Annotated in this window: 21 protein-coding genes and 1 riboswitch; of the genes, 12 read left to right on the top strand and 9 right to left on the bottom strand. The window is 63.8% G+C overall.

The window, feature by feature from the left end:
* Window positions 1-2: 2 nt before the first annotated feature.
* Together epd and tkt are read right to left on the bottom strand one after the other, a co-directional pair.
* Entirely contained in the window at window positions 3-1,064 is a 1,062-nt protein-coding gene (gene epd / locus GEV39_RS22890; RefSeq protein WP_173891322.1) for an erythrose-4-phosphate dehydrogenase, read from the bottom strand.
* A gap of 179 nt (window positions 1,065-1,243) precedes the next feature.
* On the bottom strand, window positions 1,244-3,241 hold the full coding sequence (tkt, locus tag GEV39_RS22895) for a transketolase (protein ID WP_029886254.1): 1,998 nt from the start codon (window positions 3,239-3,241) through the stop codon (window positions 1,244-1,246).
* Window positions 3,242-3,491: 250 nt separating this feature from the next.
* Between tkt and GEV39_RS22900 the strand changes: the two genes are divergently transcribed.
* The 4 genes from GEV39_RS22900 (at window position 3,492) to GEV39_RS22915 (ending at window position 8,054) form a co-directional block, all read left to right on the top strand.
* The gene (locus GEV39_RS22900) at window positions 3,492-4,484 is read left to right on the top strand and encodes an ArsR/SmtB family transcription factor (protein ID WP_009681380.1); all 993 of its coding nucleotides are present in this window, start codon (window positions 3,492-3,494) and stop codon (window positions 4,482-4,484) included.
* 18 nt (window positions 4,485-4,502) lie between these two features.
* Entirely contained in the window at window positions 4,503-5,693 is a 1,191-nt protein-coding gene (gene metK, locus GEV39_RS22905; protein WP_054904964.1) for a methionine adenosyltransferase, read from the top strand.
* A 144-nt stretch (window positions 5,694-5,837) separates the two neighbouring features.
* Window positions 5,838-7,526 (top strand): NAD-dependent DNA ligase LigB, encoded by a 1,689-nt coding sequence (gene ligB / locus GEV39_RS22910; RefSeq protein ID WP_173891323.1) that lies wholly within the window; start codon window positions 5,838-5,840, stop codon window positions 7,524-7,526.
* A gap of 135 nt (window positions 7,527-7,661) precedes the next feature.
* Entirely contained in the window at window positions 7,662-8,054 is a 393-nt protein-coding gene (locus tag GEV39_RS22915) for a DUF1090 domain-containing protein (protein ID WP_173891324.1), read from the top strand.
* Between the two features lie 184 nt (window positions 8,055-8,238).
* On the opposite strand, the gene GEV39_RS22920 is transcribed toward GEV39_RS22915, so the two are convergent.
* On the bottom strand, window positions 8,239-8,697 hold the full coding sequence (locus GEV39_RS22920; protein WP_173891325.1) for a c-type cytochrome: 459 nt from the start codon (window positions 8,695-8,697) through the stop codon (window positions 8,239-8,241).
* A 119-nt stretch (window positions 8,698-8,816) separates the two neighbouring features.
* Here GEV39_RS22920 and mltA point away from each other — a divergent pair, with 119 nt between their 5' ends.
* Entirely contained in the window at window positions 8,817-9,968 is a 1,152-nt protein-coding gene (gene mltA / locus GEV39_RS22925) for a murein transglycosylase A (RefSeq protein WP_173891326.1), read from the top strand.
* 57 nt (window positions 9,969-10,025) lie between these two features.
* Here mltA and GEV39_RS22930 read toward each other — a convergent pair whose 3' ends face one another.
* Together GEV39_RS22930 and GEV39_RS22935 are read right to left on the bottom strand one after the other, a co-directional pair.
* On the bottom strand, window positions 10,026-10,412 hold the full coding sequence (locus GEV39_RS22930; RefSeq protein ID WP_009681388.1) for an MAPEG family protein: 387 nt from the start codon (window positions 10,410-10,412) through the stop codon (window positions 10,026-10,028).
* 28 nt (window positions 10,413-10,440) lie between these two features.
* Entirely contained in the window at window positions 10,441-11,274 is an 834-nt protein-coding gene (locus GEV39_RS22935) for an EamA family transporter (RefSeq protein ID WP_173891327.1), read from the bottom strand.
* Window positions 11,275-11,475: 201 nt separating this feature from the next.
* Between GEV39_RS22935 and GEV39_RS22940 the strand changes: the two genes are divergently transcribed.
* Window positions 11,476-12,711 carry a cation:proton antiporter gene (locus GEV39_RS22940; RefSeq protein ID WP_029886258.1) on the top strand — a complete coding sequence of 412 codons (1,236 nt, stop codon included), beginning with the start codon at window positions 11,476-11,478 and terminating at the stop codon, window positions 12,709-12,711.
* 173 nt (window positions 12,712-12,884) lie between these two features.
* Here GEV39_RS22940 and GEV39_RS22945 read toward each other — a convergent pair whose 3' ends face one another.
* Complete coding sequence (locus GEV39_RS22945) at window positions 12,885-13,286, bottom strand: acyl-CoA thioesterase (RefSeq protein WP_009682837.1); 402 nt, start codon at window positions 13,284-13,286, stop codon at window positions 12,885-12,887.
* A 178-nt stretch (window positions 13,287-13,464) separates the two neighbouring features.
* Window positions 13,465-13,561: riboswitch (S-adenosyl-L-homocysteine riboswitch) on the top strand.
* A gap of 20 nt (window positions 13,562-13,581) precedes the next feature.
* Here GEV39_RS22945 and ahcY point away from each other — a divergent pair.
* The 5 genes from ahcY to rhlE2 all read left to right on the top strand — a co-directional run bounded on the left by ahcY (window position 13,582) and on the right by rhlE2 (window position 20,189).
* On the top strand, window positions 13,582-14,991 hold the full coding sequence (gene ahcY, locus GEV39_RS22950) for an adenosylhomocysteinase (protein WP_173891328.1): 1,410 nt from the start codon (window positions 13,582-13,584) through the stop codon (window positions 14,989-14,991).
* A gap of 225 nt (window positions 14,992-15,216) precedes the next feature.
* Window positions 15,217-16,062, top strand: a complete 846-nt coding sequence (gene metF, locus GEV39_RS22955; protein WP_173891329.1) for a methylenetetrahydrofolate reductase [NAD(P)H] — start codon at window positions 15,217-15,219, stop codon at window positions 16,060-16,062.
* A gap of 93 nt (window positions 16,063-16,155) precedes the next feature.
* Entirely contained in the window at window positions 16,156-17,232 is a 1,077-nt protein-coding gene (locus GEV39_RS22960) for a hypothetical protein (protein ID WP_173891330.1), read from the top strand.
* Window positions 17,233-17,288: 56 nt separating this feature from the next.
* A complete protein-coding gene (locus GEV39_RS22965; protein WP_173891331.1) occupies window positions 17,289-18,077 on the top strand; it encodes a substrate-binding periplasmic protein in 789 nt (262 codons plus the stop codon).
* 219 nt (window positions 18,078-18,296) lie between these two features.
* Window positions 18,297-20,189 (top strand): RNA helicase RhlE2, encoded by a 1,893-nt coding sequence (rhlE2, locus tag GEV39_RS22970; RefSeq protein WP_173891332.1) that lies wholly within the window; start codon window positions 18,297-18,299, stop codon window positions 20,187-20,189.
* A gap of 235 nt (window positions 20,190-20,424) precedes the next feature.
* Here the strand turns inward: rhlE2 and GEV39_RS22975 are convergent, their stop codons facing one another.
* The 3 genes from GEV39_RS22975 to GEV39_RS22985 all read right to left on the bottom strand — a co-directional run bounded on the left by GEV39_RS22975 (window position 20,425) and on the right by GEV39_RS22985 (window position 23,714).
* A complete protein-coding gene (locus tag GEV39_RS22975; protein WP_173891333.1) occupies window positions 20,425-21,003 on the bottom strand; it encodes a YceI family protein in 579 nt (192 codons plus the stop codon).
* Window positions 21,004-21,035: 32 nt separating this feature from the next.
* Window positions 21,036-21,587 carry a cytochrome b gene (locus GEV39_RS22980; protein ID WP_173891334.1) on the bottom strand — a complete coding sequence of 184 codons (552 nt, stop codon included), beginning with the start codon at window positions 21,585-21,587 and terminating at the stop codon, window positions 21,036-21,038.
* A 255-nt stretch (window positions 21,588-21,842) separates the two neighbouring features.
* Window positions 21,843-23,714 carry a flavin monoamine oxidase family protein gene (locus GEV39_RS22985; RefSeq protein WP_173891335.1) on the bottom strand — a complete coding sequence of 624 codons (1,872 nt, stop codon included), beginning with the start codon at window positions 23,712-23,714 and terminating at the stop codon, window positions 21,843-21,845.
* 225 nt (window positions 23,715-23,939) lie between these two features.
* On the opposite strand from GEV39_RS22985, the gene GEV39_RS22990 reads away from it, so the two are divergent.
* Window positions 23,940-25,346: an adenosylmethionine--8-amino-7-oxononanoate transaminase gene (locus GEV39_RS22990; protein WP_173891336.1), complete on the top strand. Its 1,407-nt coding sequence runs from the start codon at window positions 23,940-23,942 to the stop codon at window positions 25,344-25,346.
* Window positions 25,347-25,348 lie beyond the last annotated feature (2 nt).

Below are 25,348 nucleotides of genomic sequence, written 5' to 3' on the forward strand. Positions count from 1 at the left end.
CTTCAGGGCTGTTTATTGCGGGTTGGGTGAACGACGTGCAGATAGTGTTCGGCAACGTCGAGCATACGGTTGGCGAACCCCCATTCGTTGTCGAACCAGGCCAGCAAGTTGACCAGGCGGGGCCCGGAAACACGAGTCTGGCTGGCATCGACGATCGCCGAATGCGGGTCATGGTTGAAATCACAGCTGGCATGCGGCAACTCGGTGTAGGCCAGCAAGCCTTTCAGCGGGCCGTCCAGCGCGGCCTCGCGCAACACCCGGTTGACCTCGGCGGCACTGGTGTCGCGGGCGGTCTGCAGGGTGATGTCCAGGCAAGACACGTTGACGGTCGGCACGCGTACCGCTTTGGCCTGGATTCGCCCGGCAAGTTCCGGAAGCAGGCGCTCGATACCGCGCGCCAGACCAGTGGACACCGGAATCACCGACTGGAAGGCCGAACGGGTGCGGCGCAAGTCTTCGTGGTGATAGGCGTCGATCACTGGCTGGTCGTTCATCGCCGAGTGGATGGTGGTGATCTGCACGTACTCGATGCCAAACGCCTGGTCCAGTACACGCAACAGGGGCACGCCGCAGTTGGTGGTACAGGAGGCATTGGAAACCAGCCGCTCCTGGCCGGTCAGGCAAGCCTGGTTGATGCCATAGACCACGGTGGCATCGACGTCGGCCTCGCTGGCCATGGGCTGGGAGAACAGCACGCGCGGGGCACCGGCATCGAGGAAGCGCTGGCCGTCGGCGCGGGTGTTGTAGGCACCGGAGCACTCCAGCACCAGGTCGATACCCAGGGCAGCCCAATCGATGCCTTCGGGGGTGGCGCTGCGCATGACTTTCACGCAGTCGCCATTGATATGCAGACAGTCGCCGTCGACCTTCACCTGGCCAGGAAAGCGGCCGTGGGTGGAGTCGAAGCGAGTCAGGTACTCCAGGCTGGCCTGGTCGGCCAGGTCATTCAGCGCGACGATCTCGAAACCGGCCTTCGCCCCCCGCTCGAACAGCGCGCGCAGGACACAGCGGCCGATACGGCCATAACCGTTGAGTGCAACTTTGTAGGGACGCAGGTGGGGCATTCGTTGGCTCGCTAACGCATGATGGCTGTTGGGGCCGCGTGGCGGCCCATCGCGACGCAAGGCCGCTCCCACAGGGTGCGGCATGCGCTGTACCCTGTGAGAGCGGCCTTGTGTCGCGATGGAGGGCAAAGCCCTCCCCTTGCACGACCTGAAGGGCGTCACTGCCCTCCCGGGTTACATCAGTCTTCCAGCAGCTCTTCGGCAGTACCGAGGATGTTCTCCAGGGTGAAGCCGAACTCCTCGAACAGGGCCGAAGCCGGCGCCGACTCACCGTAGGTGGTCATGCCGATCACGCGGCCTTCCAGGCCGACGTACTTGTACCAGAAGTCGGCGTGGGCGGCTTCGATGGCGATGCGCGCGCCCACTTCCAGCGGCAGTACGGACTGCTTGTAGGCAGCATCCTGGGCATCGAACACGCTGGTGCACGGCATGGAAACCACGCGTACCTTGCGGCCCTGCTCGGTCAGCTTGTCGAAGGCCTGAACCGCCAGGCCCACTTCCGAACCGGTGGCGATCAGGATCAGCTCAGGCTCGCCTGCACAGTCCTTGAGCACATAGCCGCCACGGCTGATGTCGGCGATCTGCTGCGCGCTGCGCGCCTGGTGCTGCAGGTTCTGGCGCGAGAAGATCAGCGCCGAAGGGCCGTCCTTGCGCTCCAGGGCGTTTTTCCAGGACACGGCGGATTCAACGGCGTCAGCCGGGCGCCAGGTGTCCAGGTTCGGCGTGCTGCGCAGGCTGGTCAGCTGCTCGATCGGCTGGTGGGTAGGGCCGTCTTCGCCCAGGCCGATGGAGTCGTGGGTATACACATGGATCACGCGCTGCTTCATCAGCGCCGACATGCGCACGGCGTTGCGGGCGTATTCCATGAACATCAGGAAGGTCGCGCCGTAAGGCACCAGGCCGCCGTGCAGGGCAACACCGTTCATGATGGCGGTCATGCCGAACTCGCGTACGCCGTAGAACACGTAGTTGCCGCTGGCGTCATTGGCTTCGACGCCCTTGCAGCCCTTCCACAGGGTCAGGTTGGAACCGGCCAGGTCGGCCGAACCACCGAGGAACTCGGGCAGCAACGGGCCGAAGGCGTTCAGAGCGTTCTGGCTGGCCTTGCGGCTGGCGATGGTTTCACCCTTGGCAGCCACTTCTTCGATGTAGGCCTGGGCCTTGGCACTGAAGTCGGCCGGCAGTTCGCCGCGGGTACGGCGCTTGAACTCGGCAGCCAGCTCCGGGTAAGCCTTGGCGTAGGCGTCGAAGCGCTGGTTCCACTCGGCTTCGACCTGGGCACCGGCAGCCTTGGCATCCCACTCGGCATAGATGTCGGCCGGGATTTCGAACGGGCCGTAGTTCCAGTTCAGGGCCTGGCGGGTCAGGGCGATTTCGTCGTTGCCCAGCGGTGCGCCGTGGCAGTCTTCCTTGCCCTGTTTGTTCGGCGAACCGAAACCGATGGTGGTCTTGCAGCAGATCAGGGTCGGGCGATCGCTCTTGCGGGCGGTTTCGATGGCGGTCTTGATCTCGTCGGCGTCATGGCCGTCGACGTTGCGGATCACCTGCCAGTTGTAGGCTTCGAAGCGCGCAGGGGTGTTGTCGGTGAACCAGCCGTGCACTTCGCCGTCGATGGAGATGCCGTTGTCGTCGTAGAAGGCGACCAGCTTGTTCAGGCCCAGGGTGCCGGCCAGCGAGGCGACTTCATGGGAGATGCCTTCCATCATGCAGCCATCGCCCAGGAACACATAAGTGTTGTGGTCGACGATGGTGTGGCCGTCACGGTTGAACTGGGCAGCCAGCACTTTTTCTGCCAGGGCGAAGCCCACGGCGTTCGCGATACCCTGGCCGAGCGGGCCGGTGGTGGTCTCCACGCCCGGGGTGTAGCCGTATTCCGGGTGGCCCGGGGTGCGGCTGTGCAATTGACGGAAGGCCTTGAGGTCGTCGATCGACAGGTCGTAGCCGGTCAGGTGCAGCAGCGAGTAGATCAGCATCGAGCCGTGGCCGTTGGACAGCACGAAGCGGTCGCGGTCGGCGAAGTGCGGGTTGCTCGGGTTGTGTTTCAGGTAGTCACGCCACAGTACTTCGGCGATATCCGCCATGCCCATGGGGGCACCTGGGTGGCCGCTATTAGCCTTTTGCACGGCATCCATGCTGAGGGCGCGAATGGCGTTGGCACGTTCACGACGGCTGGGCATCGCTGGTCTCCTGGGGGGCTTGTAGAGGTGGTGTCACGAAAAAGACGACCATTTTCGCCCACTGGGGGGCTTGGGGCAAACATTTAAGCGCCAAGCGGCCAGCTTTAAGCTACAAGAAAGAAGCACGGGCCGAGCTGGACTGCTCTGGAGCCTGTCGCGTGCAGTTTGAAGGCTGCAACTCATCGTCAATATCAAAACTTTTTGATATTGGCCTTGCTAGGGCACCAATGCCTGACTAGACTGCCCGCCCATGAACCTCCGTGTGCAATCGATCCCCGAGCAATGCGAAACGTTGGCCGCCCTGTGCAAGGCCAGTGGCGACGCCTTGCGCCTGAACGTGCTGCGAGCCCTGGCCAACGACTCGTTCGGCGTACTGGAGCTGGCCCAGATCTTCGGCATCGGGCAGTCGGGCATGAGCCACCACCTCAAGGTGCTGGCCCAGGCAGAGCTGGTCGCTACCCGCCGTGAAGGCAATGCCATCTTCTACCGCCGCGCCCTGCCCGATAGCCTGCGACTGGGTGGCCGGCTGCACGCGGCGCTGCTGGAAGAGGTGGACGCCCTGGCCCTGCCGGCCGATGTGCAGGCGCGCATCGCGCAGGTCCAGCAACGCCGCGCGGTCACCAGCCAGGACTTCTTCCTGCGCGTGGAAGAGAAGTTCCGCGCCCAGCAAGACCTGATCGCCGGCCTGCCGCAGTACCGCGAGAGCCTGCTGGCGCTGCTCGACAAGCTGCATTTCGACCCGGCGGCCAGTGCCCTGGAAGTCGGCCCCGGCGACGGTGGTTTTCTGCCCGACCTGGCCCGGCGCTTTGCCCACGTCACTGCGCTGGACAACAGCGCGACCATGCTCGAACTGGCACGCCAGGTGTGCCAGCGCGAGGGGCTCGACAATGTGACCCTGCAGTTGGCCGATGCACTGGGTGCCACGGATGTGGCCGCCGACTGCGTTGTGCTGAACATGGTGCTGCACCATTTCAGCGACCCGGCCCTGGCCTTGCGCCAGTTGGCCAAACGGGTGAAGGCAGGCGGCAGCCTGCTGGTCACCGAGTTGTGCAGCCATGACCAGGGGTGGGCCCGCGAAGCCTGCGGCGATCTGTGGCTTGGCTTTGAACAGGATGACCTGGCCCGCTGGGCCAACGCGGCCGGGCTGGCCCATGCGGACAGCCTGTACGTGGGCTTGCGCAACGGCTTCCAGATCCAGGTCCGGCACTTCCAGCGCACGGCTGGCGACATACACCATCGGTAAATTTCAGGAACCTTCGAGATGAGCGAATACTCCCTTTTCACCTCCGAGTCCGTGTCCGAAGGGCATCCGGACAAGATCGCCGACCAGATTTCGGACGCAGTCCTCGATGCCATCATCGCCCAGGACAAATACGCCCGCGTAGCGTGTGAAACACTGGTCAAGACCGGTGTCGCCATCATCGCCGGCGAGGTCACCACCTCGGCCTGGGTCGACCTGGAAGACCTGGTGCGCAAAGTCATCATCGATATCGGCTACAACAGCTCCGACGTCGGCTTTGACGGCGCGACCTGCGCCGTGATGAACATCATCGGCAAGCAGTCGGTAGACATCGCCCAGGGCGTCGACCGCTCCAAGCCGGAAGACCAGGGTGCCGGCGACCAGGGCCTGATGTTCGGTTATGCCAGCAACGAAACCGAAGTGCTTATGCCAGCGCCTATCTGCTTCTCGCACCGCCTGGTCGAGCGCCAGGCCGAAGCACGCAAGTCCGGCCTGCTGCCATGGCTGCGCCCGGATGCCAAGTCGCAGGTCACCTGCCGCTATGAAAACGGCAAGGTCGCAGGCATCGACGCAGTGGTCCTGTCGACCCAGCACAACCCTGAGGTTTCGCAGAAAGACCTGCAAGAAGCGGTGATGGAGCTGATCGTCAAGCACACCCTGCCTGCCGAACTGCTGCACAAAGGTACCCAGTACCACATCAACCCGACCGGCAACTTCATCATCGGTGGCCCGGTGGGCGACTGCGGCCTGACCGGCCGCAAGATCATCGTCGACTCCTACGGCGGCATGGCGCGTCACGGTGGTGGTGCGTTCTCCGGCAAGGACCCGTCCAAGGTCGACCGCTCCGCCGCCTACGCCGGCCGCTACGTGGCCAAGAACATCGTCGCCGCCGGCCTGGCCGAGCGTTGCGAGATCCAGGTATCGTACGCCATTGGCGTGGCCCAACCGACCTCCATTTCGATCAACACCTTCGGTACCGGCAAGGTCTCCGACGAGAAGATCATCCAGCTGGTGCGCGAGTGCTTCGACCTGCGCCCGTACGCCATCACCACCATGCTGGACCTGCTGCACCCGATGTACCAGGAAACCGCTGCCTACGGCCACTTCGGCCGTACCCCACAGCAGAAGACTGTCGGCGACGACACCTTCACCACCTTCACCTGGGAGCGTACCGACCGCGCCCAGTCGCTGCGTGACGCTGCTGGCCTGTAAGTTTTCCTGTAGCGCTGGACGAAAGCCCCTGCCGAGCGATCGGCAGGGGCTTTTTCATGACATATCGACTCACAATCGCTTACCGGCAATGCCCGCCAGCTTGCCTACGCTGAGGGGCCAACCCGCCATGCAAGGATGCAGGCCATGCCGCTCATGTTGTTCATCACCCTGCTGGGGGTGCTTGCCGCGCCACTGGCGCACGCCAGCTCTTGCCCCGGCTGGAACCCCCAGCAAGTCGCCAGCGAGGTTGCTCAACTGCGAGAAACCGTTGGCAGTTGGGACGACCACTACCATCGCCAAGGCATTGCCTTGGTACCTGATGAGCTTTACGACCAGAGCCGCCAACGCCTCGCGCAGTTGCAGCAGTGCTTCGGCCTGGCCGGCGGCCCTGCGCCCCTGGCCAACGCTGGCGGCCCGGTACCCCACCCCATCCCCCACACGGGCGTCGACAAGCTGCCCGACCGCCACGCCGTGCAGCGCTGGCTGGCCGGCAAGGCCGATGTCTGGGTCCAGCCCAAGGTCGATGGCGTGGCGGTGTCGCTCATTTACCGACAGGGCCGCCTGGTGCAGCTGATCAGCCGGGGCGACGGCGCCCAAGGGCACGACTGGAGCCGGCACATCCCCCAGCTGGGTAGCATCACCCGCCAGTTGCCACAGGCCATTGACCTGCAGTTGCAGGGTGAGCTGTACCTGCGCCTGAACGCGCATGTTCAGGCCCAGGCGGGCGGCGCCAAGGCGCGCGGCACCGTGGCCGGTTTGCTCGCCCGCAAGCGCCTGAGCAGCGAACAAGGCAAGGCTGTGGGGCTGTTCGTCTGGGACTGGCCGCAAGGCCCCGAGCAACAGGCCGAACGCCTCGCGCAGCTGGCACAGCTGGGCTTTGCCGACAGCCAGCGCTACAGCGTTGCCATCAATACGCTGGATGAGGCGGCCCATTGGCGTGAACACTGGTACCACGCTGCCCTGCCCTTCGCCAGCGATGGTGTGGTGCTGCGCCAGGGTAGCCGGCCACCCGCTGAACGGTGGCAGACCAAGGCACCGTACTGGATCGCCGCCTGGAAATACCCGTACATGCAAGCATTGGCCGAGGTTCGCGACGTGCGTTTTCGGGTCGGTCGTACCGGGCGGGTCACGCCCGTGCTGCACCTGCTGCCAGTAACACTCGACAACCGACGGGTCACGCAAGTGAGCATGGGTTCGCTGGCGCGCTGGCACAGCCTGGACATTCGCCCGGGGGACCAGGTGGCGGTGAGCTTGGCCGGGCTGACCATTCCGCGCCTGGAGCAGGTGGTACACCGCGCTGTCGAGCGCGTGCCGGTATCGGCACCGGCAGCCGGCCAGTATCACGCCCACAGTTGCTGGCAGGCCAGCGTGGGCTGTGAAGAACAGTTCATTGCCCGCCTGGCGTGGCTGAGCGGCAAGCAGGGCCTGGCCCTGCCGCGTATCGGGCCGGGTACCTGGCGCCGGCTGGTCGCAGCCGGGCTGGCAACCTCGCTCACTGACTGGCTGCAACTGGATGCCACACAGCTGAGCCAGGTTGCAGGAATCAGTGAGCGAACGGCAGCTCAGTTGCGCAGCAGTTTCGACGATGCCCGCACCCGGTCGTTTGACCAGTGGCTGCGGGGGCTGGGCGCTCCCCTACCCAATGGCATGCAGCTTACCGGCGACTGGCAAGCGCTGGCGGCCCGCACGGCTGACACCTGGCAGGCATTACCCGGCATTGGCGAAAAGCGCGCACGTCAACTGGTGGATTTTTTTGCAGCCGCCGACGTTCAAGCCCTGGCAACACAGCTGGGCGAGCACGGTATCGAAGGCTTTGCGCGCCCTAGGCAATGATTTTTTACCAATTAACCTGTAGGAAATTCCTGAGATTCAAGCGGAAATACCCGGCAAGGGTTCCTAAAAGGGCAAAACCAAGGCAGGATTTCACCCTAAATTTTTTGCTGCCCCGCCCCGTCCAGGAGGCTTTTCATGAAACGTATTTCGACCCTTTTCCTGCTCGCGACCGTTGCGCTGGCTGCAGGCGCCGCCCAGGCTGCCCAGCCGGATGCCGGCCTGACTGGCTGCGCCGCCAAGCGCAGCGCCATCGAGAACCAGCTGAAGATTGCCCGTGACCACGGCAACAGTGACCAGGTCGCAGGCTTGGAAGCAGCGCTGCGCGGGGTCGACAACTGCACCGACGCCAGCCTGCGCAAGGAACGCGAGCAAAAAGTGCTCGACGCCCGTCATGAAGTGGCGCAGCGCGAAAAAGACCTGAAGAAGGCCGAGAAAAAGGGCGACGCCGAGAAGATCAACAAGCGCAAGGACAAACTCGCCGAGTCGCGCAAAGAGCTGCAGGAAGCAGTAGACGATCTCGATCGCTAAGGCATTTGACTTGCAAGCGCGGTCTTTGTGGGAGCGGCCTTGCGTCGCGACAGGGCCGCACAAGGCCCCAGCAATCTATGCGTTACGGCTGAAACCCTGGGGCCGCTGTGCGGCCCTATCGCGACACAAGGCCGCTCCCACAGAAGCATGTGCAAGCCTCAGGTTTGTGCGAACAGCACAGCCATCAATGATTGCGGAACTCGCTATGGCAGGCTTTGCAGGCCGCCTCGGCCTTGTCCATCGGCGCTTTCAGCTGCGCAGGGTCCAGCGGCTGCGTGCGGGTCACATCGACCAGTTCGCCGGTCGCGCCTTCCAATTGCCTGGCCAGCTCATGGAACCGCGCCTGGCGCTCCCACACTTCGGCACGGGCACTGCTGTCACCGCCATCGCGTACCTGCGGGAAATGCTGCCACGGCTGGTGCGAAAGGGTGTCCAGTTGCAGCGCACCGCCGGCAAACTTCACCCCGTCGAACGGCAGCCGGCCACGCAACATGCCGCCCAGGTCTTCGCTGGTCTTGAGCATGTCCTTGAAAATGACCTTGCGCTTGCCCAGCGGCGAGTTGGGGTCAACCCGCTCGCAACCACTCAAGGCTGCACCCAGGGCCATTGCTGCCAGCACTACAATGGTCAATCGCTTCAACATGACGCTCACTTCGGCCTGCGAAAAGGGGCGGCCAGTATCGCTGCCCCGCAGCCAAACACCAATAGCCACATAAAAAACAGGGGCGAATCTTCATGTTCGCCCACCACAGGAATGCACACATGAAATCTGCCCTGCGCCACCTGGCCTGGACATTCCCGGTACTGGCCCTGCTGGCTGGCTGCAATGGCGGCGAGAGCGCCAAACCCGAGCCGCATGCGGTAGCCACCTACGCCCCCGCCACCTGGAGAGACCTGCCCGCAGTCAGTGACGAAGACTTGCTGGCCGGGTTCTACGCCTGGCGCAGCGGTTGCGAAAAACTCAAGCGCGACCCGGTCTGGGCCGCGACCTGCGAAGCGGCGGGTAGCGCCCAGGCCAGTGCCGCGCAGGTGCGCACCTTCCTGGAGCAGAACCTGGAGGTCTACGGCCTGCGCTCGGCCGAGAACAACGCCAACGGCCTGATCACCGGCTACTACGAACCGGTCTACCCCGGCAGCCTGAGCCCATCGAAAACCAACCATGTGGCGGTTTACGGCGTGCCCGAGGACATGATCGTCGTCGACCTGGCCAGCGTGTACCCCGAACTCAAGGGCAAGCGCTTGCGTGGCCGCCTCGATGGCCGAGTGCTCAAGCCTTACGACACCGCCGAAGTGATCAACCGTGACGGCGTGAAAGCCCCCGTGCTGGCCTGGCTGAGCGACCCGATGGACCTGCAGTTCCTGCAGATCCAGGGCTCAGGCCGGGTCCAGCTGGAAGATGGCCGCCAGCTGCGCCTGGGCTATGCCGATCAGAACGGCCACCCCTACCGGCCGATCGGTCGCTGGCTGGTCGAGCAGGGCCAGCTGAAAAAGGACGAGGTGAGCATGGGCGCCATCCATGCCTGGGCCCAGGCGAACCCCCAGCGTGTCGCGGAGCTGCTTGCCAGCAACCCAAGCTACGTGTTCTTCAGCACCCGCCCGGACAGCAACGAGGGGCCGCGCGGGTCGCTGAACGTACCGCTGACAGCAGGCTACAGCGTGGCCATCGATCGCAAGGTGATTCCCTTGGGTAGCCTCTTGTGGTTGTCCACCACACGCCCCGACGGCTCGCCGGTGGTGCGCCCGGTTGGCGCCCAGGACACGGGCGGCGCCATTGCTGGCGAAGTGCGTGCCGACCTGTTCTGGGGTACCGGGCCCGAGGCCGGCGAGTTGGCGGGGAACATGAAGCAGCAAGGGCAGATCTGGATGCTCTGGCCCAAGGGCCAGCCACTGCCAGAGGTGCCCAAGGTTCCTTGACGTTGCGCGGGCAGTGCGGGGGCGGCTTCAGCCGCGCCACAGGGCCCGCACAGGCCTTCAGATGGAAACCACGAAGAACGCCACGATGATCGCCAGCCCGGCCAGCCACACCAGCGAGCGCAAGGCCGCCCAGTCGGCCAGGTAGCAAATGATGTAGAGCAGCCGGCTGGTGATGTACATCACCCCCAGCACATCCTGGGTCACCTGCTCGGCATTGCCGACAATGTCTGCCACCAGCACGGCTGCGGCGAACGCCGGGAATGCCTCATAGCTGTTCTGCTGCGCAGCATGCGCGCGACGTGGCAGCCCGGACAGCGTATCGAGGAAGGCACGCGGGTCATGGTTGTCCCGCATGCCAAAGCGGCCACTGCTGACCTTGGCGATCAAGGCACACAGCGGCGGCAGAAACAGAGCGATCAGGATGCACCACAAAGCGACGGTCATAGGCAGGACTCCTTGTTCAGTCTTAAGGTCAGAGCTTCATTACCAGCATGCCGGCCAGCACCAGCCCGCAAGCTAGGAGTCTTGGGCCGCCAAAAGGTTCTTTGAGGTAGCGCATACCCAGCAACACCACCAGCACCACACTCAATTCCCGCAATGCCGCAGCCTCGGCCACAGAGCCCAGGTGCATGGCCCACAGCACCAGCGCGTAGCTGAACAACACACAGAACCCCACCGCCAGCCCCAGGCGCCACTGGCTGCGCCAGAACGCTACGAACGGCGCACGCCGCGCCACACTGGCTACTAGCGGGAATGGCCAGGCACTGAGCAGGGTCAGCCACACCAGGTAGTCCCACGGCTTGCCCCACAAGCGCACGGCCTGCCCGTCGAACCAGGTGTAGCACCCGATGCACAGGCCGATTAGGGCCACCACCGGTAGCATCGACCAGGGCAGCCGGTCACCGCCGCCGCCCTGCCACAGCAGGCAGGCCATGCCACAAGGAATCAGCAGGATCCCGATGATCTGCTGCTGGCTCAGCGACTCTCCGGCAAACGCCAGGGTCAAGCCCAGCACCACCAGCGGCGACAACCCGCGCATCAGAGGATAGACCAGGCCCAGGTCACCCACCCGGTAGGCCTGGATCAACAGGTAGCGGTACAGCTGCTCGGCCAGCGCCGAAGCCAGCAACCACGGCCAGATGCTGGCCGGTGGTCGTTGTGCGAACGGCACCGCCAGCACGGCGAAGGCCAACGCCACGCTGTCCATGCTGGCAATGACCAGCAGCCGCTCGCCGCTGAATTTGATCAGGGTGTTCCAGGTCGCGTGCAGCAGCGCGGCGACCAGCACCAGGGATGTTGCCAGCACGTCTTGTTTTCCTTATGGCTTTTCGTGGCTGTGAATATAGAGCGTTCGCGGGCCATTGTGCGGCCAATCGCAAGGCGCCAGAGTGGGAACGTTGCCAACGAATTCGGTCAAAGGCTGTGTCCCGAACCCCTCGCCAGGTCATCAAAGAACTGCCCGAGCCATTCGGGTTACGACTTGGAAGCCACTGTTACAGGATTCGGGATGCTTGAATTAGTTGCCGCGTTTATCTGCCTGACCACCCTCCTCACCTATGTGAACTACCGTTTCATCGGCCTGCCGCCCGCCATCGGCGTGATGGTCACGGCGCTGCTGTTTTCGCTGATGCTGCAAGGCCTCAGCCTGATCGGCTTCCCTGGCCTGGAAGAGCGCGTCGAAGGCCTGATGAACCAGATCGACTTCAATGACCTGCTGATGCACTGGATGCTGGCATTTCTGCTGTTTGCCGGCGCCCTGCACGTCAACCTCACCGACCTGCGCAGCTACCGCTGGCCAATTGGGCTACTGGCGACCGTGGGCGTGCTGATTGCCACCGTGGTCATCGGCTACCTGTCGCATTGGGTATTTGCCATGTTCGGCTGGCAGGTTCCGCTGATCTACTGCCTGCTGTTCGGTGCACTGATTTCACCGACCGACCCGATTGCCGTGCTTGGCGCGTTGCGTACGGCCAATGCGCCAAAACCCTTGAAGACCACCATCGTCGGCGAGTCGTTGTTCAACGACGGTACCGCCGTGGTGGTGTTCACCGTGTTGCTGGGCATCATCCAGCTGGGCGAAACCCCAAGCATCAGCGACACGGCGGTGCTGTTCGCCCGCGAGGCCATTGGCGGTGTGCTCTTCGGCGGCCTGATCGGCTACGCCACCTACCGCATGATCAAGAGCGTGGAGCAGTACCAGGTCGAGGTCATGCTGACCCTGGCACTGGTGATCGGCGGCTCGGCGATGTGCTACGAGCTGCACGTGTCGGCGCCGATCGCCATGGTGGTGGCGGGCCTGATCATCGGCAACCTGGGGCGCAACCTGGCCATGAACGACATGACCCGCCGCTACATGGACGGTTTCTGGGAGCTGATCGATGACATGCTCAATGCGCTGCTGTTCGCCCTGATCGGCCTGGAACTGTTGCTGCTGCCGTTCAACTGGATGCACCTGGCCGCTGGCGGCGTTCTGGCGCTGGCGGTGCTGCTGTCGCGGTTGCTGACCGTGGCCCCGGCCATCGTGCTACTGCGACGCTGGCGGCCGGTGCCCAAAGGCACAGTGCGGGTACTGACCTGGGGGGGCTTGCGTGGCGGGGTCTCGGTGGCCCTGGCGCTGTCGCTACCCTTGGGCGATGAGCGCGACCTGCTGCTGTCGATCACCTACATCGTGGTGCTGTCGTCGATCCTGGTGCAGGGCTTGAGCATCGGGCGGGTGGTGCGCAAGGTCAGCGCCCAGCCTTGAGAATGCCGGGGCCGCTCTGCGGCCCATCGCCGGCAAGCCAGCTCCCACAGGGATCGCATCTGGGCTGACAGGTGTTTGTCACAAGACATGCAGCGGCGAGCACCTGGCAACCCTGATGCGATCCCTGTGGGAGCTGGCTTGCCGGCGATGGGCTGCAGCGCAGCCCCATACGATCACTCGACGGCAGAGTCCGGGAACTGGTCCTGCACATACTTGATCGCGGTCCGCCCATGGGCCGCCGGCAAGCCATCTTCACCCAGATTGACGAAGACCATCTTATCGACGGTCAGGATGCTCTTGCGGGTGATCTTGTTGCGTACCTCGCATTTGAGGGTGATCGAGGTGCGGCCGAACTCCGTCGCGGTGATGCCCAGCTCGATGATGTCGCCCTGGCGCGAGGCACTGACGAAATTGATTTCCGACATGTACTTGGTCACCACGCGCTGGTTGCCCAACTGCACGATGGCGTAGATCGCCGCCTCTTCGTCGATCCAGCGCAACAGGCTGCCACCGAACAGTGTGCCATTGGGGTTGAGGTCTTCGGGTTTAACCCACTTGCGGGTGTGAAAGTTCATCAGTACTCCTGACCTGCTTGGCTAACGTGTGCCCATGATGGCAGAGCGGCCGCGATCGCTCCATTGCACATCGACTATCGTCGCGATTAATCGACAGAAAACCTTGGGCAAGCCGGCAGGCACAGCTATAATCTGCGCCGTTTCACATGGTTGCCCACAGCGGTGCCATGCCCGCCACCTGTCCGAGGGGCGCTGCAGCAGGCTAGGCCTGTCAGGCTCGGATGGGGCGTTGCTCGCTCTCGCGGGCGCTTAACGCACAACGGCGCCCATTCGCACACTACGAATGGAGGCTCTCATGAGCGCTGCAAACATGCCTGCTGGTTTTACCGATTTCAAAGTTGCCGACATCTCCCTGGCCGCCTGGGGCCGTCGCGAAACCATCATCGCCGAATCGGAAATGCCTGCACTGATGGGCCTGCGTCGCAAGTACCAGGCCGAGCAACCGCTCAAGGGCGCGAAGATCCTGGGCTGTATCCACATGACCATCCAGACCGCCGTGCTGATCGAAACCCTGGTAGCCCTGGGTGCCGAAGTACGCTGGTCGTCCTGCAACATCTTCTCCACCCAGGACCAGGCCGCCGCCTCCATCGCCGCTGCCGGTATCCCGGTGTTCGCCTGGAAAGGTGAAACCGAAGAAGAGTACGAGTGGTGCCTGGAGCAGACCATCCTCAAGGATGGCCAGCCATGGGACGCCAACATGGTCCTCGACGACGGTGGCGACCTGACCGAGCTGCTGCACAAGAAGTACCCGCAGGTACTGGACCGCGTGCACGGCGTGACCGAAGAAACCACCACTGGCGTGCACCGCCTGCTGGACATGCTGGCCAAGGGCGAGCTGAAAGTCCCGGCAATCAACGTCAACGACTCGGTCACCAAGAGCAAGAACGACAACAAGTATGGCTGCCGCCACAGCCTGAACGACGCCATCAAGCGTGGTACCGACCACCTGCTGTCGGGCAAGCAGGCGCTGGTGATCGGCTACGGCGACGTGGGCAAGGGTTCGGCGCAGTCGCTGCGCCAGGAAGGCATGATCGTCAAGGTCACCGAAGTCGACCCGATCTGCGCCATGCAGGCCTGCATGGACGGCTTCGAGGTGGTATCGCCGTTCATCGACGGTATCAACGACGGCAGCGAAGCCAGCATCGATAAAGCCCTGCTGGGCAAGATCGACCTGATCGTGACCACCACCGGCAACGTCAATGTCTGCGACGCCAACATGCTCAAGGCCCTGAAGAAGCGTGCCGTGGTGTGCAACATCGGCCACTTCGACAACGAGATCGACACGGCCTTCATGCGCAAGAACTGGGCCTGGGAGGAGGTCAAGCCGCAGGTGCACAAGATCCACCGCACCGGTGCCGGCAGCTTCGACCCGCAGAACGACGACTACCTGATCTTGCTGGCTGAAGGCCGCCTGGTGAACCTGGGCAACGCCACTGGCCACCCAAGCCGCATCATGGACGGTTCGTTCGCCAACCAGGTCCTGGCCCAGATCTTCCTGTTCGAGCAGAAGTTCGCCGACCTGTCGCCCGAGAAGAAGGCCGAGCGCCTGACCGTGGAAGTGCTGCCGAAAAAGCTCGACGAAGAAGTGGCCCTGGAAATGGTCCGCGGCTTCGGCGGTGTGGTCACCCAGCTGACCAAACAGCAAGCCGACTACATCGGCGTGACCGTCGAAGGCCCGTTCAAGCCGCACGCTTACCGCTACTAAGCGGCAGGCTTGGAGCAGCGAGCAGCGAGCAGCGAGTTGCAAGTTGCAAGTTGCAAGTTGCAAGCAGAAGCAGACCGTGTTGCTGCTTGTAGCTCCAGCCTTTAAAACCTTGAACGATGACCAGCCAGACCGGCCATCACCGATCTGGCTTTTACTTGCAGCTTGAAGCTTGCAGCTTGCAGCTTGCAGCTCGCCGCTTGCCGCTTGCCGCCAGAGGAACGCCTGATGTCACAAGAACGCCGCTACAGTTTCGAGTTCTTCCCGACCAAGACCGATGCCGGTCACGAAAAGCTGATGGGTGTAGCCCGCCAGCTGGCTGCCTGCAACCCGGACTTCTTTTCCTGCACCTATGGTGCCGGTGGTTCGACCCGCGACCGTACGCTGAACACCGTGCTGCAGCTGGAAAGCGAAGTACAGGTACCGGCCGCCCCGCACCTGTCGTGCGTGGGCGACACCAAGGCTGAACTGCGCGCCCTGCTGGCCGAGTACAAGGCCGCCGGCATCAAGCGCATCGTGGCCTTGCGCGGCGACCTGCCGTCGGGCATGGGCATGGCCTGCGGCGAACTGCGCTACGCCAGCGACCTGGTCGAGTTCATCCGCGTGGAAACCGGCGATCACTTCCACCTGGAAGTGGCTGCCTACCCCGAAATGCACCCACAGGCGCGCAACTTCGAGGCCGACCTGGGCAACTTCGTACACAAGGTCAAGGCCGGGGCCGACAGCGCCATCACCCAGTACTTCTTCAACGCCGACAGCTACTTCTACTTTGTCGAGCGCGCGCAGAAGCTGGGCGTGGATATCCCGGTGGTGCCGGGCATCATGCCAATCACCAACTACAGCAAACTGGCACGCTTCTCCGATGCCTGTGGCGCCGAGATTCCGCGCTGGATCCGCAAGCAGCTGGAAGCCTACGGTGATGACACCGCAAGCATCCAGGCCTTCGGCGAAGAAGTCATCACCCGCATGTGCGAACAACTGCTGCAAGGCGGCGCACCGGGCCTGCACTTCTACACCCTGAACCAGGCCGAGGCGAGCCTGGCGCTGTGGAACAACCTCAAGCTCCCGCGCTGAAACTTTTTGGCAATGTCTGCTTAAGAAATGATTAAGGCTTTGGTCATAGACTAAGGCCTTGTTCTTTTTTGGGTTACACAGGTCTTGCCTGCCATGCAGCATCCTCAGCCATCTCGCCCACAGCTCGTCTACCTGGCTTTTGGCCCCGCGACCTATCATCAGGAAGCCTGTTTCAGCATCGTCAGCGCCCTTGCCCAGCTGGGCAGTAGCGCCAGCAGCCTCATGGACATCCAGGTCTACACCGACAACCCGCAACCCTACGCCGGGCTACCGGTCACCACCCATGTACTGGACGAGGCCACGCGCCAAGCCTGGAACGCCCCGCACGGCTACCACTTTCGCAGCAAGCATGTGCTGTTGCGCAAGGTACTGCGCCAGCACCCGCTGGCCGTGCTGATCGACACCGATACCTTTTTCCGCAAGTCACCACTGCAACTGTTCGACCGGGTCGCGCCCGGCAAGCTGCTGTGCAACACCATCGGCCCGCACTATGGGGCAAACCCGAAGTGCCTGCTGTATAAAAACCTGCTGGGCCCTCTGCAGTCCCGCGGCCTGGCCGACTGCCAGATGCCCCTGGTCAACTCCGGGGTGATCGGCCTCACTGCCGCCGACGCCGGCACCCTGGACCGCTCCATCGACCTGATGGACACGCTCTACCCGCTGGCCCGCGAGGCCTACACCCTGGAAGAATTCTGCCTGGCAGTCGCGGCCCATGGTCACCTGCAGCTCGCGGCATGCTCCGACGTCATTCACCATTACTGGAGCCGCAAGGCGCAGTTCCGCGCCAAGATCCAGGCCTGGCTGGCCAAACATGGGCAACATCCACTCAGCCTGGCAGCGCTGGCCGACGTCGCCCTGGTCAACGACCAGCTGCCCCGGCCACCGGCCTTGCACCGCCTGGGCTACAAGGCATTGAGCCTGACCCTTCCGCCCCAGGAACGTCAGTTTGCCCGTGAGTTGCTGTACGGCTGCTACCCCTACGCCAACGAGTTCGACCGCGCCTGCGCGTCGGCCTGGTGGGACAAGGCCCTGGAAAACCTCAATGCCCGCCACGGCCCCACCGACCCCGAGCGCCTGCGCCAGTGCTTGCGCCACCCCGGGCTGCGCTTGTCGCTGGGGGAACGACGCAAGGACATCGAGCATCACCTGCTCAGGTCTTCCCACGCTTGAATGGCCCGGTGCCCTGCCCTCTGGCCTTGCACCGGCCGAGCGCGTAATCTCCCGGCATGCCCAACATCGCCCGGCTGTTCTGGATCCTGCTGCTCGTTTGCCTGAGCCCGTTGGCCCTGGGCGAACGCTTGCGCCTGGTCTCCGACGACTGGGCGCCCTACGTGTACCAGCAGGACGGCCATCCACGCGGCATCGACTACGAAGTGACCAACCTGGTGTTCGCCCGCCTCGGGGTCGAGGTGGAATGGCAGTTCCTGCCGTGGAAGCGTTGCCTGGCAATGGTCGAACAAGGCCTGGCCGACGGTATTGTCGATATCTTCCAGACCGAGTCGCGTCAGCCCTACCTGGTCTACGCGCCAGAGCCCATGTCGGAGGTCGAGTTCATCCTGTTCCAGGCCAGTGTGCGCCGCCACGTGGTCAACCAGCTGGAAGACCTGGCCGGGCTAACCGTCGGCACCTCGCCCGGCTACACCTATGGCGCAGCCTTCAGCGGGGCCACCTACTTCAAGCGCGAAGCCGCGCCCACCCACGAAGCCAATTTCGGCAAGCTGATGCTGGGCCGTGTCGACCTGGCGATCACCGACCGCAAGGCTGGCCATTACCTGGCGCAGCAGCTGGGCCTGCAACGGCAGGTCGAGGCGCTGCCACTGGTGGTCAGGCGCCAGCACCAGTACCTGGCCCTGGTGCGCAAGCCGGGCCGCGAGGCACTGGCCGAGGCGTTTGCCGAAGAACTGCGGCGTTTCAAGCAGGAAGCGGCCTATACGGCGATCAGCAACCGCTACACAGGCGACACCGAAAACATTCTCAACGCCGTTGAGCAGCAGGAAAGCAGCACAGCGCGATAGCTCTGTTATACTCGGGCCTTCCCGCCCGGCTCACGCCCGGACGCTCGGCCTCGCAACAGGCATCCCGATCGGCACTGGCGCACCTTCGCGTCCACCCTCCGTTTCCCGGATGTGCAGTGAAAGCCCAGCTGGACCGGACGCGATCGCATCCCGACGATGCCCGTCGCGCCAGGCAGAACATCCCATACGGGCCCAGCCCAAACGAGAACAGGATCGCCCATGTCCTTTGCTTCCCTCGGTCTCTCCGAGGCTCTTGTCCGCGCTATCGAAGCTGCGGGCTATACCCAGCCGACCCCCGTGCAACAGCGGGCCATTCCCGCCGTGTTGCAAGGCCGCGACCTGATGGTTGCCGCCCAGACTGGTACTGGTAAGACCGGCGGCTTTGCCCTGCCGATTCTCGAGCGCCTGTTCCCGGCCGGCCACCCCGACAAGTCGCAGCGCCATGGCCCGCGCCAACCCCGCGTGCTGGTACTGACCCCAACCCGCGAACTGGCCGCCCAGGTGCATGACAGCTTCAAGGTCTATGCCCGCGACTTGCCCCTGGTCAGCGCCTGCATCTTCGGGGGCGTAGGCATGAACCCTCAGATCCAGGCCATCGCCAAGGGTGTCGACGTACTGGTCGCCTGCCCTGGCCGCCTGCTCGACCTGGCCGGCCAAGGCAAGGTCGACCTGGCCCACGTTGAAATCCTCGTCCTGGACGAAGCCGACCGCATGCTCGACATGGGCTTTATCCACGACGTGAAGAAGGTACTTGCCCGCTTGCCGGCCAAGCGTCAGAACCTGCTGTTCTCGGCCACCTTCTCCAAAGACATCACCGACCTCGCCGACAAGCTCCTGCACAACCCGGAGCGCATCGAAGTCACCCCGCCGAACACCACCGTGGAGCGTATCGAGCAACGCGTGTATCGCCTGCCGGCCAGCCACAAGCGTGCCCTGCTGGCGCACCTGATCACCCTCGGTGCCTGGGAACAGGTGCTGGTGTTCACCCGGACCAAGCACGGTGCCAACCGCCTGGCCGAGTACCTGGAAAAGCACGGCCTGACCGCCGCCGCCATCCATGGCAACAAGAGCCAGAACGCTCGTACCAAGGCGCTGGCCGACTTCAAGGCCAACAGCGTCCGGGTACTGGTCGCCACCGACATCGCCGCCCGCGGCCTGGACATCGACCAACTGCCGCACGTGGTCAACTTCGAGCTGCCGAACGTCGAGGAAGACTACGTGCACCGTATCGGCCGTACTGGCCGCGCCGGCCGTTCGGGCGAGGCCATTTCCATGGTCGCCCCGGATGAAGAAAAACTGCTCAAGAGCATCGAGCGCGTCACTCGCCAGCGCATTCCTGATGGCGACCTGATGGGTTTCGACGCCAGCCAGGTAGAAGCTGAAAAGCCTGAAGTACGCGAGCGCCCGCAGAACAACGGCCGCGGTGGCCGTAACCAGCAGGCCCGCGGCGAAGGTGGCAAAGACGCCAATGGCGGCCGCAAGGACAAGGGCAAGGACAAAGGCAAGGCCAAGCAGCAAACAGCTGAAAAGCCCGCCGACAAGGAAAAGAGCGGCGACAGGCAACAGCAGCCGCGTAAGCCGCGTGACAAGAAGCCGCGCCAGCAGCAACAAGCCAGCAGCAGCCCTAGCGTGCCGAAGGTTCCGGCCGACCGTGACCCGGAAGAGTTCCTGGACGACGAGATCGACAACTTCGGTAACCGCGCTGACTACGTCAGCCCCTACCAGGGCAAGAACCAGGGCCGCAATCGTCGCCCGGGTGGCGGTCAGGGCCAGGGCCAAGGCAATGGTCAGCGCAGCAACACCGGTGGTCAGGGCCAGGCCCGTAGCGGCGGCCAGCAGCGCAGCGGCGGTGGCAGCGGCGAAAAACGCCCGCCGCGCGCCAACAACGGTGGCGGTGCCCGTCGTGATGGCGGCGCTGGCCGTGGTCGCCCGGCCCGTGACGATGCTGCCCGGCAGGAGCCAGCCGTGCGCAACCCGCGCCAGGCGGAAAAACAGCCGGTGATCATCCGCAAGGAATCCAAGCTCGACCGTTACCCTACGCCTGAGCAGCTGGATGACCTGCCAAGCCGCCCCCGCGGTGAGCGCCCGGCGCTGCTGACCCGCAAGGGCTAAGCGCCCAGGTAGCAAAAAAAAACGCCGCCCGATGGGCTAATGCCTGTCAGTTAAGCGTTACTGGGGCTGCTTTGCAGCCCTTCGCGGGCACGCCCGCTCCCACAGGCGCTGAACTCAAGAATGCGCGATCCCCTGTGGGAGCGGGCGTGCCCGCGAAGGGTCGCAAAGCGGCCCCAAATTACTTAACTGACTGGCATTACCGGACGGGCGGCGTTTTTCATGGGCAACGCAATGCTTACTTCTGCTTCACGCCTTCGACACTGATATCCAGGTCCAGGGTTTGCGAAGCTGGGCCTGGGCCCTTGATGCCGAAGTCGTTCAGGTTCAGCGTGGTGGTCGCGTTGAAGCCTGCACGCTCCCCGCCCCATGGGTCTTTGCCTTCACCGTTGAAGGTAGCCTTGAAGGTGACCGGCTTGGTCACGCCGTGCAGGGTCAGGTCGCCAGTCACGTCAGCGGTCTTGTCGCCAGTCGACTTCACGCTGGTGGAAACGAACTTGGCGTCCGGGTATTTTTTCACGTCCAGGAAGTCAGCGCTGGCAATGTGCTTGTCACGCTCGGCGTGGTTCGACCACAGGCTGGCGGTTTTCAGGTCGACGCTGATCTTGCTGGCTTCAGGCTTGGCGCTGTCCCAAGTGAAGTTGCCGTCGAAGTCCTTGAACGTACCGTGGATGAAGCTGTAGCCCAGGTGGCTGATTTTCCAGTCAACGAACGCGTGCTGGCCTTCCTTGTCGATCTTGTACTCAGCAGCCATGGCCTGGCCAGCAGAGAGCAGAGCGGTACCCAGCGCCAGAGCGGCAAAAGTCTTTTTCAACATCCTGTTCCTTCCTATGCAATTGAGGTTGAGGGTCAAGCTTTGCGGCCCAGCATGCGGGTCAGGGTCGCGTCACGGTCGATGAAATGGTGCTTGAGAGCAGCCAGGCCATGCAGCACGGCAAAAATCACCAGGCCCCAAGCCAGCCACAGGTGGATCACCCCTGCCACGTCTGCCTGGTCCGGCAGGTCACTGATCAACGCCGGGACGTCGAACAGGCCGAATACCGGGATGCCAACGCCGTCGGCAGTGGAAATCAGGTAGCCGGCGCCCATCACGGCAAACAACCCGAGATACAGCGCCAGATGGCCCAGTTTGGCCGCCAGGCGGGTGAAGCTGCCATGGTTGGCCGGTGCCGGCGGTGGCGGGCTGATGAAACGCCAGAGTACACGCAGCAGCATTACCGCCAGCAGCACCAGGCCGATGCTCTTGTGCAGGTCGGGGCCGGCTTTGCGCCACGGGCTATAGTAGTCGAGGCCGACCATCCACAGGCCCAGGCCGAACAGGCCGAAGACTGCCAGTGCCACGCCCCAGTGCAGGATGATGCTGACCATGCCGTAGCGGGAAGGTGAATTGCGCAGTTGCATGTTGACGTGTTTCCCCGTGAAAGCTGTGCACAGACTAACGCGTAACGTATCGAATAAAAGCGGAAAAAATTGCTTCGGATTATCGATATATCCGATAGAAATTCTGAACGCTTCCCATTAAGGAAACATTAACGCCAAACGGCTGTGAATGGGGTAGCCAGGGCCGGCCTTTACCAGGGCGCCCTCTCCCGCCAAGGACCATAGGGTCCGTTGCAGGAGCGGGATTACCCACCAAGAGGCCGGCACTGCGACCGATCAACCCGCCTTGGCCTGCGGGTTGGCGACCGGTTTCTTGGCCGGCTCCGACTTGGCGTTGGCCTTTTTGCGCTCGGCAGGCTTGGTCGCTGACTTGTGCGCCGGCTTGTGCACTGGCGCGTGCTTGACAGGGGCGGCCTTGGCCGCAGCAGGCTTGGCTGGCGCCGCCTTCACCGCCGGTGCAGGTGCTGGTGCTGCCTGGGGCGCTGGCGCAGGGGCAACGACCGGCGCCGCTTCGTCAGCCTTGGCTACCGGCTGGGTCTTGGCCTCTGGCGCGTCAGCGCCACCGAACAGGCGCTTGAAGAAGCCTGGCTTGTCTTGCTTGGCCTCATCGCTTGCCTTGGACTCAGCCTTGGCAGGTGCCTGCTCAGCCTTGCCCGCCTTCTCGGACGAGCCACCGAACAGGTTGGAGAAGAACCCGCCCTTGCTCGCGGCGGCTGCCCCGGCACCGGCGGCGGCTGCCGCCACCGGCGCGGCCTTGGCCGGGTCGAACGACTTGCCGGCCAGCAGGTCCTGGGCCTGGCTGGCGGCACGCTGGCCGCTGCGCAGGGCGCCTTCCAGGGTGCCCGGGTACAAGGCATCGGTGTGCTCACCGGCAAAGGTGATGCGCTGCACCGGGCGCTCCCACAGGCGCCAGAACTTGCTGATCTGCCCCGGCCCGTAGGCCAGGTAGGCACCGCCGGTACCGGCATCGACGCTATACCGCTTCACCTCGTAACCGGTGAACGCACCGCGTGCCTGCGGGTAGAAGGCATGCAGTCGGATCAACACCTGGTCGACCATCTGCTTGTCGCCGAAGGCCTGCAGCAGGCGGGCGTTGTCCCCGGACAGGTTGATCACCACGTTCGCCCCGCCCTTCAACGCCGGCTCGATCCACAGCATGCCGAGACCGGCGTTGCTGAACACCTCGCCCGACATGCGCGCCCGGCTTTCCCAGACCGGCTTTTTGAACTTGAGCATCAGCTGGTCACGCCAGCCATAGTTAGTGCCCTTGAGCGCCGCCAGGTGCTGGCTGTCCAGCCCCGGGGTGATCTGGATCTTGGCCAGGGCGCGCAATGGCACGGCCATGACCAGGTAATCGGCCTGGTAACCGACACTGCCGACCTTGACGGTGACGCTGTCCTTGTCCTGAACGATGGCGGTGACCGGCGAGCTGGTCTTGATGGTCTTCAACTGCTTGACGAAGGCCTGGGCCAGCACCGGGCTGCCGCCAGGCAGGCGCGCGGCCCGCAGGTCACGGTCACTGACGTTGCGGTAAACACGGTTCTGCTGGGCGAAGTACAGCAGCGACAGGCGCGACGGTTCGTCGTAACGGGTGCGGATTTGCTGGTTGATCAGTTGCCGGGCGGTGGCCGGCAGTTGCAGCTTGTCCAGCCAGCTGGCGACGTTGATCTGGTCAAGGGCAAACAACGTGCTTGTGGCCTGTGGATTGAGCGGGTCGTCGATCGAGCGGGCCAGGTCATCGAGGGTTTTCTCGTAACGCTTGAGCGCCTCGGCGGTGGCCGGCTGCTTGGTGGCCAGGTCGGTTGCGCTGAAGTACTCACCGTCGATCAGGTAACCCGGGGTGCGCACGAACTCTGGCGCTGGCAGGGTTGTGAGCTTGAAGCGCTCAAGGTACTGGTTCAGCACAGGTTGCGCCTTGGCGTTGCCGATCCACTCGCTGGTGGCCAGGCCAGAGCGCCCGCCCATGCTGGCCTTGGCCTCCAGCAGGGTCACCTGCCAGCCTTTGTTCTGCAGCTCATAGGCAGCCGTAAGGCCCGCCAGGCCACCGCCGACGACGATCGCCGTGGGTGTCTTGTCCTTCGCCAGCGCAGCGCCGCTGGACACACCAATCAATACCAACGCGCACAGGCGCACCCAAGCAGCAGCCATGTCGGCGAACTCCGAGTCAGAAGTTACAGGAACGAGGAGGGGCAGAAATGCCCCGAGCGAGATGCGTTAAGAATACGTCAGCTGTGCCGGCCCTGCCAGCGCAGTGATATCAAGTGCCCTTGGCAACTGACATTTTTACCTACCGCCGCCCGGCGGTTGTCCTACCCTGCGGCATTGCTTAGGCTTACGCGGTCGAACCACGCCGCAAAGCCAGGAGAAGTGCCGATGGGCCTCAATGATCAGTGGATGCAACGTGACCTCAAGGTCCTGTGGCACCCCTGCACCCAGATGAAAGACCATGAGCAGCTGCCGCTGATCCCGATCAGGCGCGGTGAAGGCGTATGGCTCGAAGACTTCGAAGGCAAGCGTTACCTGGACGCGGTGAGCAGCTGGTGGGTCAATGTGTTCGGCCATGCCAACCCGCGCATCAACCAGCGCATCAAGGACCAGGTCGACCAGCTGGAACATGTGATCCTGGCCGGCTTCAGCCATCAGCCGGTGATCGAGCTGTCCGAGCGCCTGGTGGCCATGACCCCGGCCGGGCTTGACCGGGTGTTCTACGCTGACAACGGCTCTTCGTGCATCGAAGTCGCGTTGAAGATGAGCTTCCACTACTGGCAGAACGTCGGCAAGCCAGGCAAGAAACGCTTCGTCACCCTGACCAACAGCTACCACGGCGAAACCATCGCCGCGATGTCGGTCGGCGATGTGCCGCTGTTCACCGAGACGTACCAGGCGCTGCTGCTCGATACCCTCAAGGTGCCGAGCCCGGACTGCTACCTGCGCCCCGAGGGCATGGGCTGGGAAGAGCATTCGCGCAACATGTTCGCCAGCATGGAACAGACCCTGGCCGAGCACCACGAGACCATTTCGGCGGTGATCGTGGAGCCGCTGATCCAAGGCGCCGGCGGCATGCGCATGTATCACCCGGTGTACCTCAAGCTGTTGCGCGAGGCCTGCGACCGCTACGACGTGCACCTGATTCACGATGAAATCGCGGTGGGTTTCGGCCGAACCGGCACGATGTTCGCCTGCGAGCAGGCCGGCATCCGCCCAGACTTCCTGTGCCTGTCCAAGGCCCTTACCGGGGGCTACCTGCCGCTGGCTGCTTGCCTGACGACCGACAAGGTGTACCAGGCCTTCTATGACGATTACCCGACCCTGCGGGCGTTCCTGCACTCGCACAGCTACACCGGCAACCCGCTGGCCTGCGCAGCGGCGCTGGCGACCCTGGACATCTTTGCCGAGGACAACGTGATCGAGGCCAACAAGGCCCTGGCCGCACGCATGGCCAGCGCCACCGCGCACCTGGCCGACCACGCCCACGTGGCCGAAATCCGCCAGACTGGCATGGCGCTGGCCATCGAGATGGTCCAGGACAAAGCGGGTAAGGTCGCCTACCCCTGGCAACAGCGGCGGGGCCTGAAGGTGTTCGAACACGCCTTGAGCCGCGGCGCGCTGTTACGCCCGTTGGGCAGCGTGGTGTATTTCCTGCCGCCGTACGTGATCACCCCCGAGCAGATCGACTTTCTTGCCGAGGTCGCCAGCGAAGGCATCGACATTGCCACCCGCGAGCGCATCAGCGTGGCGGTGCCGGCCAACTTCCACCCCGACTTCCGCGACCCGGGCTGATC

The sequence above is a fragment of the Pseudomonas sp. NY5710 genome (assembly GCF_013305665.1).
Classification (GTDB): Bacteria; Pseudomonadota; Gammaproteobacteria; order Pseudomonadales; family Pseudomonadaceae; genus Aquipseudomonas; species Aquipseudomonas juntendi.

Bases quoted from the DNA above. Each gene is read 5' to 3' on its own strand.
- mltA (WP_173891326.1), top strand. From the start codon at position 8,817: ATGAAATCTGCCCTGCGCCACCTGGCCTGGACATTCCCGGTACTGGCC.
- GEV39_RS22915 (WP_173891324.1), top strand. From the start codon at position 7,662: ATGAAACGTATTTCGACCCTTTTCCTGCTCGCGACCGTTGCGCTGGCT.
- metK (WP_054904964.1), top strand. From the start codon at position 4,503: ATGAGCGAATACTCCCTTTTCACCTCCGAGTCCGTGTCCGAAGGGCAT.
- GEV39_RS22940 (WP_029886258.1), top strand. From the start codon at position 11,476: ATGCTTGAATTAGTTGCCGCGTTTATCTGCCTGACCACCCTCCTCACC.
- GEV39_RS22900 (WP_009681380.1), top strand. From the start codon at position 3,492: ATGAACCTCCGTGTGCAATCGATCCCCGAGCAATGCGAAACGTTGGCC.
- GEV39_RS22960 (WP_173891330.1), top strand. From the start codon at position 16,156: ATGCAGCATCCTCAGCCATCTCGCCCACAGCTCGTCTACCTGGCTTTT.
- ligB (WP_173891323.1), top strand. From the start codon at position 5,838: ATGCCGCTCATGTTGTTCATCACCCTGCTGGGGGTGCTTGCCGCGCCA.
- GEV39_RS22930 (WP_009681388.1), bottom strand. From the start codon at position 10,412: ATGACCGTCGCTTTGTGGTGCATCCTGATCGCTCTGTTTCTGCCGCCG.
- tkt (WP_029886254.1), bottom strand. From the start codon at position 3,241: ATGCCCAGCCGTCGTGAACGTGCCAACGCCATTCGCGCCCTCAGCATG.
- metF (WP_173891329.1), top strand. From the start codon at position 15,217: ATGTCACAAGAACGCCGCTACAGTTTCGAGTTCTTCCCGACCAAGACC.
- GEV39_RS22975 (WP_173891333.1), bottom strand. From the start codon at position 21,003: ATGTTGAAAAAGACTTTTGCCGCTCTGGCGCTGGGTACCGCTCTGCTC.
- GEV39_RS22965 (WP_173891331.1), top strand. From the start codon at position 17,289: ATGCCCAACATCGCCCGGCTGTTCTGGATCCTGCTGCTCGTTTGCCTG.
- GEV39_RS22985 (WP_173891335.1), bottom strand. From the start codon at position 23,714: ATGGCTGCTGCTTGGGTGCGCCTGTGCGCGTTGGTATTGATTGGTGTG.
- GEV39_RS22980 (WP_173891334.1), bottom strand. From the start codon at position 21,587: ATGCAACTGCGCAATTCACCTTCCCGCTACGGCATGGTCAGCATCATC.
- epd (WP_173891322.1), bottom strand. From the start codon at position 1,064: ATGCCCCACCTGCGTCCCTACAAAGTTGCACTCAACGGTTATGGCCGT.
- ahcY (WP_173891328.1), top strand. From the start codon at position 13,582: ATGAGCGCTGCAAACATGCCTGCTGGTTTTACCGATTTCAAAGTTGCC.
- GEV39_RS22920 (WP_173891325.1), bottom strand. From the start codon at position 8,697: ATGTTGAAGCGATTGACCATTGTAGTGCTGGCAGCAATGGCCCTGGGT.
- GEV39_RS22945 (WP_009682837.1), bottom strand. From the start codon at position 13,286: ATGAACTTTCACACCCGCAAGTGGGTTAAACCCGAAGACCTCAACCCC.
- GEV39_RS22990 (WP_173891336.1), top strand. From the start codon at position 23,940: ATGGGCCTCAATGATCAGTGGATGCAACGTGACCTCAAGGTCCTGTGG.
- rhlE2 (WP_173891332.1), top strand. From the start codon at position 18,297: ATGTCCTTTGCTTCCCTCGGTCTCTCCGAGGCTCTTGTCCGCGCTATC.